Source organism: Telluria aromaticivorans (assembly GCF_013003915.1).
Classification (GTDB): Bacteria; Pseudomonadota; Gammaproteobacteria; order Burkholderiales; family Burkholderiaceae_D; genus Telluria; species Telluria aromaticivorans.
Genome location: NZ_JABAIV010000003.1, coordinates 250622 through 262505, shown reverse-complemented (window position 1 = coordinate 262505; position 11884 = coordinate 250622). Strand labels below are relative to the sequence as shown.

Below are 11884 nucleotides of genomic sequence, written 5' to 3'. Positions count from 1 at the left end.
ACCATTCTTGAAAAACGTGATGACCCAACTTATGCCAAACCAGTCGCCGGCCGCTGCCAAAGCGAAGACGATCGAGATCGAAGGCCTGAACTTCTTTTACGGTAAAGCGCACAGCCTGAAGGACGTCAGCCTCGACATCCACGACAAGCGGGTGACGGCCTTCATCGGCCCGTCGGGCTGCGGCAAGTCGACCCTGCTGCGCACCCTGAACCGGATGTACGACCTGTACCCCGGCCAGCGTGCCGAAGGTTCGATCATGTACCACGGCCGCAACATCCTGGAGCCTGGCGTCGACGTCAACATGCTGCGCGCCAAGATCGGCATGGTCTTCCAGAAACCGACCCCGTTCCCGATGTCGATCTACGACAACATCGCCTTCGGCGTGCGCCTGTACGAGAACCTGTCGAAGGGCGAGATGGACGAGCGCGTGGAATGGGCACTCAAGAAGGCGGCGCTGTGGGAGGAAGCCAAGGACAAGCTCAACAAGAGCGGCCTGTCGCTGTCGGGCGGCCAGCAGCAGCGCCTGTGCATCGCGCGCGGCGTGGCGGTGAAACCGGACGTGCTGCTGCTGGACGAGCCGACCTCGGCGCTGGACCCGATCTCGACCGCGAAGATCGAGGAACTGATCAGCGAGCTCAAAAAGGACTACACGATCACCATCGTGACCCACAACATGCAGCAGGCGGCGCGCTGTTCCGATTACACCGCCTACATGTACCTGGGCGAACTCGTGGAATTCGGCGAAACCGACCAGATCTTCATGAATCCTGCACGCAAGGAAACCCAGGATTACATCACCGGTCGTTTTGGCTGATCACGAAAACACAAACAATAGACGGAGAGTTACATGACGGGCGAGCATTCATCCAAGCAGTACGACCAGGAGCTGGAAGCGATTCGTTCCAAGGTCCTCTTGATGGGCGGTATGGTGGAAACCCAGTTCGACGAAGCACTCGAATGCTTCCGCACGGGCGACACCGCGCGCGCCGACCGCGTGATGGCCGAGGACCAGGCCGTCAACCAGCTCGAAGTGCAGCTCGACGACGCCTGCAGCCACCTGATCGTGCGCCGCCAGCCGACCGCCAACGACCTGCGCACCGTGATGGCCAGCATCAAGGTCATCACCGACCTCGAGCGCATCGGCGACGAAGCTTCGAAGATCGCACGCACCTCCAAGAGCCTGTACGAGCGCGGCAGCACCAGCTTCGCGCACTACGACATGATCCGCACCATTGCCAGAGCGACCGGCGAGCTCCTGCACAACGCGCTGGATGCCTTCGCGCGCCTGGACGGCAAGCAGGCACTGGAACTGATCGCGGCCGACGAAAGCATCGACCACGAGTTCCGCACCATCCTGCGCAACCTGATCACCTTCATGATGGAAGACCCGCGCACGATCTCGTCGGCGCTGGATACGCTGTGGGTGGCCAAGGCGATCGAGCGCGTCGGCGACCACGCCAAGAACATTGCCGAATACGTGATCTATGTGGTCGAAGGCCGCGACATCCGCCACAGCAAGCCGGCGGTCATCGAGCAGCCGGCGATTTAAACATGGCGGACAACACGCGCGTGCTGGTGGTCGAAGACGAACCCGCGATCGTCGAGCTGGTGAAGTATTCGCTGCGCGAAGCGGGCTGGGACATCTGCACTGCCGACACCGTCGCCCGCGCCTGGGACAGCATCACGCACGGCAAGCCCGATTTGCTGCTGCTGGACTGGATGCTGCCCGACCAGAGCGGCCTGCGCCTGCTGGCGCGCCTGCGGGGCGACCGCGATTTCCAGGACATCCCGGTGATCATGCTGACCGCCAAGAGCATGGAAGAAGACAAGCTCGCAGGCCTGAATACGGGCGCGGACGATTACGTGACCAAGCCGTTCTCGCCGCGCGAGCTGCTGGCCAGGAGCCGCGCCCTGTTGCGCCGCAAGAGCCCGCACCTGTCGGAGGCGCCGCTGCGCGCCGGCAGCGTGGTGCTCGACCCGAACAGCTGCACGGTCTCGGTCGAGAACGCGCAGATCGACATCGGCAATGCCGAATACAAGTTGCTGAAATTCCTGATGGCGCACCGCGAGCGCGTGTTCTCGCGCGCCCAGCTGCTCGACAAGGTATGGGGCGACCATGCCGTCATCGAGGAACGCACGGTCGACGTGCACGTGTTACGGCTGCGCAAGGCGCTCAAGGGCGCGGATGGCCTGATCCGGACGGTGCGCAGCGTCGGCTACATGCTGTCCGAGAAGTAAATGGGCTCGATGAATCCGAAGGTACTGTTCTGGGTGCCGGCGCTGCTGCGCCTGTGCCTGGTGTTCGTGGCGGCGCTGGTGGTCTGGTGGATGTCCGGCGTGGTCGAGGCGCTGGTGTTCGCGCTGGCGGCGGTGATCATCGCGCTGTTCGTCCAGCTGCGCTACCTGCACGAGCTGGGCGAATGGCTGAACAACCCGCACAGCAGCCGCCTGCCGGACGGGTGGGGCGCCTGGACCGACGTGTTCGCGCGCCTGTACCGCCTGCGCCGCGAGGACGAGCGCCACCAGGCCGAGATGGCCGAATGGCTGGCGCGCTTCCGCCAGGCCATGCAGATGCTGCCGGAAGGCGTGGCCATCATGGACGACGTGCTGTTCCTCGAATGGTGCAACGAAGCGGCCGAGCGCCACCTGGGTCTGAGTCTGGCGCGCGACAAGGGCCTGCGCGTGACCAACCTGGTGCGCCATCCCGAATTCATCGACTACGTGATCCTGGGGCGCTATGAGACGCCGCTGACGCTGTCCTTCCGTGGCCGCAAGCTGGAATGCCGCATCATCCCGTTCGAGAACCGGCGCCAGATCCTGGTCACGCACGACGCCACCGATACGGAACGGATCGAAGCGATGCGGCGCGATTTCATCGCCAACGCCTCGCACGAACTGCGCACGCCGCTGACCGTGATCGTCGGTTTCCTCGAAATCGCCATGTCCGACCCGGGCCTGGACGTCGCGACCCGCACCGCCCACCTGGCCCTGATGACGGAACAGGCGCAGCGCATGCAGCGCCTGATCGGCGACATGCTGACCCTGTCGCGCCTGGAGTCGGACGAGTTCCCGCTCAAGCGCGAGCGGGTCGACGTGCGGGCGCTGGTGCAATCGGTGGCGGCAGAAGCGAATGCCCTGTCGGGCGGGCGCCACACGATCGACGTCGAGGTCGACGGCCCGGACGTGATGGGCAGTGCCGAAGAGCTGCGCAGCGCTTTCGCCAACCTGGCCTCGAATGCAGTGCGCTACTCGCCGCAGGGCGGCACCATCCGCCTGAAATGGACCCGCGGTGCGGACGACCTGCGTTTCTCGGTGATGGATTGCGGGATCGGCATCGAACCGATCCACATTTCGCGCCTGACCGAACGCTTCTACCGCGTCGACAAGAGCCGCTCGCGCGAGACCCAGGGCACGGGACTCGGGCTGGCGATCGTCAAGCACGTGCTGCTGCGCCACGGCGGGCGCTTGGTGATCAGTTCGGTGCCGGGGCAGGGGAGTAGTTTTACGGCGGTGTTGCCGAATACGTCCCTGCCGGGCTGACGCACCAAGACAATTGGGGTCAGAGTCGAATTAATCGGAAAGATTGTTAAATTTCCGAATAATTCGACTCTGACCCTCATTACCTTTACCGCACTGGTGTTGCAACTTAATTAGGGTCAGAGTCAAATTGTAGGAAATATTTTCTTGAGGGCTTCGAATTCTGGCCGAAGTTTGCTTCTCAGAACAGATCAAGTGCTCAGAGACCGTTTCTCTTCCAAGAGGGCATGGAAAACGCCGTAAATTAATTGGGGTCAGAGTCGAATTGCAGGAAATTTTTGAAAGTTGCTCAACAATTCGACTCTGACCCTAATTAAAAATTGTGCATTCATGAAATCTTCCGGTTTATTCGACTCTGACCCCATTTTTTCTTGTGATCGGCGGGTGGACGTTCAAGCTCACTCGGGCCGCTGAGCGGCATTCATGGGCAAAGATGGTGGAGCAGCCCGCAGTTTGCCAGCGCGTTGTACTGCCCAAGCATTGCGTACGCTTCCTCGACGATCCGGTCTTGCTCGGACGACTCGGGGTCAAAGGTCTGCAAATCGTCGAGCTCGTCATAAGTGAGCAGGCCTTGTTCGACCATCCAGGCCAGCTGGCGGGCAGGGTCAGGGTCGCGCGCCATGTCGATCCATTGTGGATGGGCCAGGACGGCGGTTCGGTGTGCGGCACTGATCAGCGCTAGGGCGACAGGAAGTGAATTGACTGCAGTACGGGTGTTGGCCATGGCCGCCTCCGAATCTCGTATCGAAGAGCAATGCTAGCGATAAATTCCTCGGCGCAATCAGCGCTGGCGCAAGACCGCATTGTGTAGCCAGGGCGCGTTTGTGATTGCAAGGCCGCGTGTTGTTTCTCTCAACACGAAAGTATGAGCCAGCGCGCCGGTTTAGCCGCACTGAACGGTTCGCCCGGCAGTCGGGGTACAATCGTGCCTCGCTCTCTTTCTCACCGTCTATGTTCTCTCGCCGTCTGTCCCTGATCGCCTGCGCCGCGCTGCTCTTGAGCGCTTGCGGCAGCACCCCGACTCCGCCTCCCGTCACTCCGGTTGCCCAGCAGGCGACGCCGCCTTCACCGCCGCGCAAGGTCCGCATCGGCCTGGCCCTGGGCGGCGGCGCCGCGCGTGGTTTTGCCCATATCGGCGTCATCAAGGCACTGGAAGCCCAGGGCATCGTGCCCGAGATCATCGTGGGCACCAGCGCCGGCTCGGTGGTCGGCTCGCTGTACGCATCCGGCCTGAACGGCTTTGCGCTGCAGAAGACGGCCATGGCCATGGACGAGGCCACCATTTCCGACTGGGCCTTGCCGCTGTTCGGCAAGTCGACCGGCGTGCTGAAAGGCGAGGCCTTGCAGAGCTATGTCAACAAGGCCGTCAACAACGTGCCGATGGAGCGCCTGAAGATCCGCTTCGGCGCGGTGGCCACCGACCTGCGCACCGGCCAGCCAATCCTGTTCAACAAGGGCAATACCGGCATGGCCGTGCGCGCCTCGTCGGCAGTCCCCAGCGTGTTCCAGCCGGTGAAGATCGGCGCCAACTCCTATGTCGATGGCGGCCTGGTGGCGCCGGTGCCGGTCAAGTTCGTCAAGGACATGGGCGCTGATTTCATCATTGCCGTGAACATTTCCAGCGCGACCGAAGGCGCGGCCACCGCCAGCTCGCTTGACGTACTGATGCAGACTTTCAGCATCATGGGCCAGCGCCTGAACTATTTCGAGCTGAAGGAAGCCGACATCGTCATCACGCCGGCGCTCGGCAACATGGGCAGCAGCGACTTCGGCAGCCGCAACCTGGCAATCCTGGCCGGCGAGCAGGCGGCGGCAAGCGTGATGCCGCAGATTAAGGCCAAGCTCAAGGCCAAGCAGCAAGCTCATTAACGCGCTTGAATTGAAACCTGCGCAGACACCCATGGGAACCGACATGCAATCGAAGCCTTACCTCACCCTCGGCGACGTCAAGAAAATCGCCGCAGCCGCGGAAAGCGAAGCCGTGCGCAACAACTGGGCGGTGTCGATCGCCATCGTCGACGACGGCGGCCACCAGCTCTGGTTCCAGCGCCTCGATGGCGCGGCGCCGATTTCGTCGCATATCGCGCCGGCCAAGGCGAAAACGGCCGCGCTGGGCCGCCGCGAATCGAAGATCTATGAAGACCTGATCAATAACGGCCGTACCTCCTTCCTGTCGGCGCCTGAAATCGAAGGCATGCTCGAAGGCGGCGTGCCGGTCATCGTCGACGGCCACGTCATCGGCGCCGTCGGCGTCTCCGGAGTCAAGTCGACCGAGGATGCGCAGGTCGCCAAGGCCGGTATCGCCGCCCTGACCGACGGCTGAGCTGAGCTGGCGCTGCGGGCATGCAGGCGCCCGCGTGGCGAAGGCCGGCCACTTGAGAGCCGCTGGAGACCCGTAGGGTGGGCAGATTCTGCCCACGCGTTCAACTTGTCTTCCCTCCGTAGAACGGCGACTTTATTCAGACACTGATTGAACGCGTGGGCAAGAAACTTGCCCACCCTACGATTCTCACTATTCGACTGTCATACCCGCGCAGCGCCTTTTCTCAATAGCCTGCCACCCGCACCCAGTGTTTCCGCGCCGACTTCCCCACCTGTCCCGGCAAAAATAGCGGCACTTCTATAGAATTGCTGCATTGCCGAATAGGGCGCTTTCGCGCTATAATTTGGAAGTTTAGCCATTCACACATCAGCCGTAGCGCCTACCCATCATCCCTCATTCAACTTGATATCCATTTCCCGGCACGCATAGTCCGCCCGGGCACTTTGGATGTCGGTCTGACGTGGCGCAGCTACGGTAACTTTATTGGGAGTTACCCTTGCCGCCATTTTTTTCTGGCCCAGCCGTCCCGGCCATCCTGGCCCTCGCAGACGGAACGATTTTCAGAGGACATTCCATTGGCGCTGCCGGCCATACGACCGGCGAAGTGGTGTTTAACACTGCAATCACCGGCTACCAGGAAATCCTCACCGACCCCAGCTATTCGCGTCAGATCGTCACCCTGACCTACCCGCACATCGGCAACTACGGCGTCAACCCGTCGGACGTCGAGGCCTCAAAGGTTCACGCCGCCGGCCTGATCATCCGTGACCTGCCGCTGCTGGCATCGAATTTCCGTTCCACCATGTCGCTGGCGGACTACCTGAAGCTCGAGAACGTGGTCGCCATCGCCGGCATCGATACCCGCAAGCTGACCCGTATCCTGCGCGAGAAGGGCGCCCAGGGCGGCGCCATCCTCACCGGTACGCAAGGCAACCAGCCATCGGAAGCGCAGGCGCTGGAACTGGCACGCTCCTTCCCTGGCCTGTCGGGTATGGACCTGGCCAAGGTCGTGTCGGTGAAGGAATCGTATGTGTTCACCGAAACCGAGTGGAAGCTGGGCGAGGGCTTCGGCAAGCAGGAGAACCCGCGATACCACGTGGTCGCTTTTGATTACGGCGTCAAGCGCAACATCCTGCGCATGCTCGCCGAGCGCGGCTGCAAAGTGACCGTGCTCCCGGCCGAATCGACCGCGGCCGATGCGCTGGCGCTGAACCCGGACGGCATCTTCCTGGCCAACGGCCCGGGCGATCCCGAACCCTGCGATTACGCGATCAAGGCCAGCGCGGAGCTGATCGAGAAGGGCATCCCGACCTTCGGCATCTGCCTCGGCCACCAGATCATGGCGCTGGCTTCCGGCGCCAAGACGATGAAGATGAAGTTCGGCCACCACGGCGCCAACCACCCGGTGCAGGACCTGGATTCGAAGAAGGTCTTGATCACGTCGCAGAACCACGGTTTCGCGGTCGATCCGGACACGCTGCCGTCCAACTGCCGCGTCACCCACGTGTCGCTGTTCGACGGTTCGCTGCAGGGCTTCGAGCGCACCGACAAGCCGGCCTTCTGCTTCCAGGGCCACCCGGAAGCCTCGCCCGGCCCGACCGACGTCGCCTACCTGTTTGACCGCTTCATCGCCCTGATGCAAGCTGCGGAGAAAAAATAACATGCCAAAACGTAGTGATATCAAAAGCATCCTGATCATCGGCGCCGGTCCGATCGTCATCGGCCAGGCGGTCGAATTCGATTACTCGGGCGCCCAGGCCTGCAAGGCCTTGCGCGAAGAAGGCTACAAGGTCATCCTGGTGAATTCGAACCCGGCGACCATCATGACCGACCCGGAAACGGCCGACGTCACCTATATCGAGCCGATCACCTGGAAGGTCGTCGAGACCATCATCGCCAAGGAGCGCCCGGACGCAATCCTGCCGACCATGGGCGGCCAGACCGCGCTGAACTGCGCGCTCGACCTGCACCACAACGGCGTGCTCGAGAAATACAATGTCGAGCTGATCGGCGCCACGCCGGAAGCCATCGACAAGGCCGAGGACCGCTCCAAGTTCAAGGACGCGATGACCAAGATCGGCCTGGGTTCGGCACGCTCGGGCGTGGCGCACTCGATGGAAGAATCCTGGACCGTGCAGCGCGAGCTGGGCTTCCCGACCATCATCCGTCCTTCGTTCACGATGGGCGGCAGCGGTGGCGGCATCGCCTACAACGAAGAAGAATTCGAAGCGATCTGCAAGCGTGGCCTGGAAGCTTCGCCGACCAACGAGCTCTTGATCGAAGAGTCGCTGCTCGGCTGGAAAGAGTACGAGATGGAGGTTGTCCGCGACAAGAACGACAACTGCATCATCATCTGCTCGATCGAGAACCTGGATCCGATGGGCGTGCACACCGGTGACTCGATCACGGTGGCGCCGGCGCAGACGCTGACCGACAAGGAATACCAGATCATGCGCAACGCGTCGATCGACGTGCTGCGCGAGATCGGCGTCGATACCGGCGGCTCGAACGTGCAGTTCGCGATCAACCCGAAAGATGGCCGCATGATCGTCATCGAGATGAACCCGCGCGTGTCGCGTTCGTCGGCGCTGGCATCGAAAGCCACCGGCTTCCCGATCGCCAAGGTGGCGGCCAAGCTGGCGGTGGGCTTTACGCTCGACGAACTGCGCAACGAGATCACCGGCGGCGCGACCCCGGCCTCGTTCGAGCCGTCGATCGATTATGTGGTCGTCAAGATCCCGCGCTTCACTTTCGAGAAATTCCCGACCGCCGACAAGCACCTGACCACGCAAATGAAATCGGTGGGCGAGGTGATGGCGATGGGCCGCACCTTCCAGGAGTCGTTCCAGAAGGCGCTGCGCGGCCTGGAAGTGGGCGTCGACGGACTGAACGAAAAGACCCGCGACCGCGAGAAGATCGAAGAGGAACTCGGCGAGCCGGGCCCGGACCGCATCTGGTACGTGGGCGACGCCTTCGCCCAGGGCTTCACCCTGGACGAGGTGCACAACCTCACCAAGATCGACCCGTGGTTCCTGGTGCAGATCAAGGAGATCGTCGACATCGAACTGTGGCTCGACCACCAGAAGCTCGATAGCCTGGACAAGCCGACCTTCTACAAGCTCAAGCAAAAAGGATTCTCGGACCGCCGCCTGGCCTTCCTGATGCAGACCACGCCGGAAGCGGTGCGCAAGCAGCGCCACGCGCTGGGCATCCGCCCGGTGTACAAGCGGGTCGACACCTGCGCGGCGGAGTTCGCGACCAATACCGCCTACATGTATTCCACGTACGACGAAGAGTGCGAGTCCAACCCGACCGACAAGAAGAAGATCATGGTGCTGGGCGGTGGCCCGAACCGCATCGGCCAGGGCATCGAGTTCGACTACTGCTGCGTGCACGCGGCCCTCGCCATGCGCGAAGACGGCTACGAGACCATCATGGTCAACTGTAACCCGGAGACCGTGTCGACCGACTACGACACCTCGGACCGCCTGTACTTTGAGTCGCTGACCCTGGAAGACGTGCTGGAAATCGTCGAGCTGGAAAAGCCGGTCGGCGTGATCGTGCAGTACGGCGGCCAGACTCCACTCAAGCTCGCACTCGACCTGGAAGCCAACGGCGTGCCGATCATCGGCACTTCGCCGGACATGATCGATGCGGCCGAAGACCGCGAGCGTTTCCAGCAGCTGCTGCAAAAGCTCGGCCTGCGCCAGCCGCCGAACCGCACCGCGCGCACGGAAAGCCAGGCGCTCGAGCTGGCCCAGGAAATCGGCTACCCGCTGGTGGTGCGCCCATCCTATGTGCTGGGTGGCCGCGCGATGGAAATCGTCCACGAGCAGCGCGACCTCGAGCGCTACATGCGCGAAGCGGTCAAGGTCTCGCATGATTCCCCGGTGCTGCTGGACCGCTTCCTGAACGACGCCATCGAAGTCGACGTCGACTGCATCTCGGATGGCGAAGCCACCTTCATCGGCGGCGTGATGGAACACATCGAACAGGCCGGCGTGCACTCGGGCGATTCGGCCTGCTCGCTGCCGCCGTACTCGCTGTCGCAGGAAACCATTGCGGAACTCAAGCACCAGACGTCCTTGATGGCGAAAGCCCTGAACGTGGTCGGCCTGATGAACGTGCAGTTCGCGATCCAGCAGTCGGAAGTCGACGGCAAGACGGTCGATACCGTGTTCGTGCTGGAAGTGAACCCGCGTGCATCGCGCACCGTGCCGTTCGTATCGAAAGCCACCGGCCTGCAGCTGGCCAAGATCGCGGCGCGCTGCATGGTAGGCCAGACCCTGGCCAGCCAGGGCATCACGAAAGAAATCGTCCCGCCGTTCTACAGCGTGAAGGAAGTCGTCTTCCCGTTCGTGAAATTCCCCGGCGTCGATACCATCCTCGGGCCGGAGATGAAATCGACCGGTGAAGTCATGGGTGTCGGCATGACCTTCGGCGAAGCCTTCGTGAAGTCGCAGCTGGCGGCCGGCATCATCCTGCCGACCAAGGGCACCGTCTTCCTGTCGGTGAAGGCCTCGGACAAGCCGCGCGCAGTCGGCGTGGCGCGCGAGCTGGTGGCGCTGGGCTTCTCGCTGGTGGCGACCAAGGGCACCGCTGCCGTGATCTCGGCCGCAGGCATCCCGGTGCGCGCGGTGAACAAGGTCATGGAAGGGCGCCCGCACGTGGTCGACATGATCAAAAACCGCGAGATCGTCATGGTCGTCAATACGGTCGAGGAAAAGCGCTCGGCGGTAACCGACTCGCGCACGATCCGCACCTCGGCCCTGCAGTCGCGCGTCGTCACCTATACGACGATTGCCGGCGCGGAAGCGGCGATCGAAGGCATGCGTCATATCGACGAACTCCAGGTGTACGATTTACAAGGCCTGCATAACACCTTAAACTAGGCGTGAAAGCAGCAATGCAGTAAGCTGGAAGCAGTACCCCGTCAAACCACAGAGCTCGTGCGCCCTAGGGCGCGCGTACTCTGTGGTTTTCACTTGGTACGTCGACAAACGAACACCATAGACAGACATGAACAATACCGTCCCATTGACCAAATACGGCGCCCAACTCCTGAAGGAAGAGCTGCACCAGCTCAAGACCAAGGAGCGCCGTATCGTGATCGACGCGATCGCCGAAGCGCGCTCGCATGGCGACCTGTCGGAAAACGCCGAATACGATGCCGCGAAAGAGCGCCAGGCCTTCGTGGAAGGCCGCATCGCCGAACTGGAAAGCAAGCTGAGCGCCGCGCAGATCATCGATCCGACCACGCTCGATGCCGAAGGCCGCGTCGTCTTCGCCTCGACCGTCGACCTCGAAGACCTGGATAACGGCCAGAAGGTCACCTACCAGATCGTCGGCCTCGACGAAGCCGACCTGAAACTGAACAAGGTATCGGTGACCTCGCCGATCGCCCGCGCCCTGATCGGCAAGTATGCCGGCGACGTGGTGGAAGTGCAGGCGCCGTCCGGCCCGCGCGAATACGAAATCCTGGAAGTGCGCTACATCTGATGGGGGCAGCCGCGCCTTCACGCCTGGCGTCCCGGCTGGCGGGCGCCCGGCTGCTGGTGGCGGTGCTGTGGGCGGGTGCGCTGTGGGCGCTCGGTTACATCGCGGCGCCTGCCGTCTTTGCCTCGGTGCCGAGCACGGTCGCGGGCGACGTCGTCGCCAGCCTGCTGGCGCGTTTGGCCTGGGTGTCGTTCGGGTGCGCCGCGCTGATGCTGGCGCTGGTGCGCTTTGCCGGGGATCTCGATCCCGCACGCCGCCGTTCGCTCTACCTGCTGGTGCTGGCGATGCTGGCCTGCGCGCTGGTGATGTATGTCGGCCTGCAGCCGGCCATGGCCCAGATGCGCGAGCTGGCCGGGCAGGGCGGTGTGAGGGCGTCGCCGTACTGGACGCAGTTCGCCGTCCTGCACGGGGTGTCGCAGCTGTTTCACGTGATCGAGAGCGTGCTGGCGGCTTTTCTGGTGCTGAAAAGCCGTTGACCGGTAGGGTGGGCAAGTTCCTCGCCCACGCGTTCAACCAGTGTAGGCTTTG

11 protein-coding genes are annotated in these 11884 nt (G+C 62.7%); 10 read left to right on the top strand and 1 reads right to left on the bottom strand.

Annotation, left to right across the window (positions count from 1 at the left end):
• Positions 1-19: 19 nt before the first annotated feature.
• The 4 genes from pstB to phoR are packed head-to-tail and all read left to right on the top strand — an operon-like array spanning position 20 to position 3540.
• The gene (gene pstB, locus HGB41_RS10435) at positions 20-814 is read left to right on the top strand and encodes a phosphate ABC transporter ATP-binding protein PstB (RefSeq protein WP_371868502.1); all 795 of its coding nucleotides are present in this window, start codon (positions 20-22) and stop codon (positions 812-814) included.
• Between the two features lie 33 nt (positions 815-847).
• Entirely contained in the window at positions 848-1549 is a 702-nt protein-coding gene (gene phoU, locus HGB41_RS10430) for a phosphate signaling complex protein PhoU (protein WP_171083947.1), read from the top strand.
• 2 nt (positions 1550-1551) lie between these two features.
• A complete protein-coding gene (locus HGB41_RS10425) occupies positions 1552-2238 on the top strand; it encodes a response regulator (RefSeq protein WP_171083945.1) in 687 nt (228 codons plus the stop codon).
• Positions 2239-2247: 9 nt separating this feature from the next.
• Positions 2248-3540 carry a phosphate regulon sensor histidine kinase PhoR gene (phoR, locus tag HGB41_RS10420; protein ID WP_171084841.1) on the top strand — a complete coding sequence of 431 codons (1293 nt, stop codon included), beginning with the start codon at positions 2248-2250 and terminating at the stop codon, positions 3538-3540.
• Positions 3541-3958: 418 nt separating this feature from the next.
• Here the strand turns inward: phoR and HGB41_RS10415 are convergent, their stop codons facing one another.
• Positions 3959-4261 (bottom strand): hypothetical protein, encoded by a 303-nt coding sequence (locus tag HGB41_RS10415; RefSeq protein ID WP_171083943.1) that lies wholly within the window; start codon positions 4259-4261, stop codon positions 3959-3961.
• A gap of 227 nt (positions 4262-4488) precedes the next feature.
• On the opposite strand from HGB41_RS10415, the gene HGB41_RS10410 reads away from it, so the two are divergent.
• The 6 genes from HGB41_RS10410 (at position 4489) to HGB41_RS10385 (ending at position 11832) form a co-directional block, all read left to right on the top strand.
• The gene (locus HGB41_RS10410) at positions 4489-5406 is read left to right on the top strand and encodes a patatin-like phospholipase family protein (RefSeq protein WP_171083941.1); all 918 of its coding nucleotides are present in this window, start codon (positions 4489-4491) and stop codon (positions 5404-5406) included.
• A gap of 43 nt (positions 5407-5449) precedes the next feature.
• The gene (locus HGB41_RS10405) at positions 5450-5860 is read left to right on the top strand and encodes a GlcG/HbpS family heme-binding protein (protein WP_171083940.1); all 411 of its coding nucleotides are present in this window, start codon (positions 5450-5452) and stop codon (positions 5858-5860) included.
• Positions 5861-6356: 496 nt separating this feature from the next.
• Positions 6357-7520 carry a glutamine-hydrolyzing carbamoyl-phosphate synthase small subunit gene (carA, locus tag HGB41_RS10400; RefSeq protein WP_171083938.1) on the top strand — a complete coding sequence of 388 codons (1164 nt, stop codon included), beginning with the start codon at positions 6357-6359 and terminating at the stop codon, positions 7518-7520.
• A gap of 1 nt (position 7521) precedes the next feature.
• Positions 7522-10752 (top strand): carbamoyl-phosphate synthase large subunit, encoded by a 3231-nt coding sequence (gene carB, locus HGB41_RS10395; protein WP_171083935.1) that lies wholly within the window; start codon positions 7522-7524, stop codon positions 10750-10752.
• Between the two features lie 127 nt (positions 10753-10879).
• Positions 10880-11359, top strand: coding sequence for a transcription elongation factor GreA (greA, locus tag HGB41_RS10390; protein WP_171083933.1), 480 nt, complete (start codon positions 10880-10882; stop codon positions 11357-11359).
• The gene (locus tag HGB41_RS10385) at positions 11359-11832 is read left to right on the top strand and encodes a DUF4149 domain-containing protein (protein WP_171083931.1); all 474 of its coding nucleotides are present in this window, start codon (positions 11359-11361) and stop codon (positions 11830-11832) included. The genes greA and HGB41_RS10385 overlap by 1 nt, the downstream gene beginning before the upstream one ends.
• The last annotated feature ends 52 nt before the right edge of the window (positions 11833-11884 follow it).

What these genes read in the sequence shown, in the direction of transcription:
- pstB (WP_371868502.1), top strand. Translation starts at nt 20, where the DNA reads ATGACCCAACTTATGCCAAACCAGTCGCCGGCCGCTGCCAAAGCGAAG.
- phoU (WP_171083947.1), top strand. Translation starts at nt 848, where the DNA reads ATGACGGGCGAGCATTCATCCAAGCAGTACGACCAGGAGCTGGAAGCG.
- HGB41_RS10425 (WP_171083945.1), top strand. Translation starts at nt 1,552, where the DNA reads ATGGCGGACAACACGCGCGTGCTGGTGGTCGAAGACGAACCCGCGATC.
- phoR (WP_171084841.1), top strand. Translation starts at nt 2,248, where the DNA reads ATGAATCCGAAGGTACTGTTCTGGGTGCCGGCGCTGCTGCGCCTGTGC.
- HGB41_RS10415 (WP_171083943.1), bottom strand. Translation starts at nt 4,261, where the DNA reads ATGGCCAACACCCGTACTGCAGTCAATTCACTTCCTGTCGCCCTAGCG.
- HGB41_RS10410 (WP_171083941.1), top strand. Translation starts at nt 4,489, where the DNA reads ATGTTCTCTCGCCGTCTGTCCCTGATCGCCTGCGCCGCGCTGCTCTTG.
- HGB41_RS10405 (WP_171083940.1), top strand. Translation starts at nt 5,450, where the DNA reads ATGCAATCGAAGCCTTACCTCACCCTCGGCGACGTCAAGAAAATCGCC.
- carB (WP_171083935.1), top strand. Translation starts at nt 7,522, where the DNA reads ATGCCAAAACGTAGTGATATCAAAAGCATCCTGATCATCGGCGCCGGT.
- greA (WP_171083933.1), top strand. Translation starts at nt 10,880, where the DNA reads ATGAACAATACCGTCCCATTGACCAAATACGGCGCCCAACTCCTGAAG.
- HGB41_RS10385 (WP_171083931.1), top strand. Translation starts at nt 11,359, where the DNA reads ATGGGGGCAGCCGCGCCTTCACGCCTGGCGTCCCGGCTGGCGGGCGCC.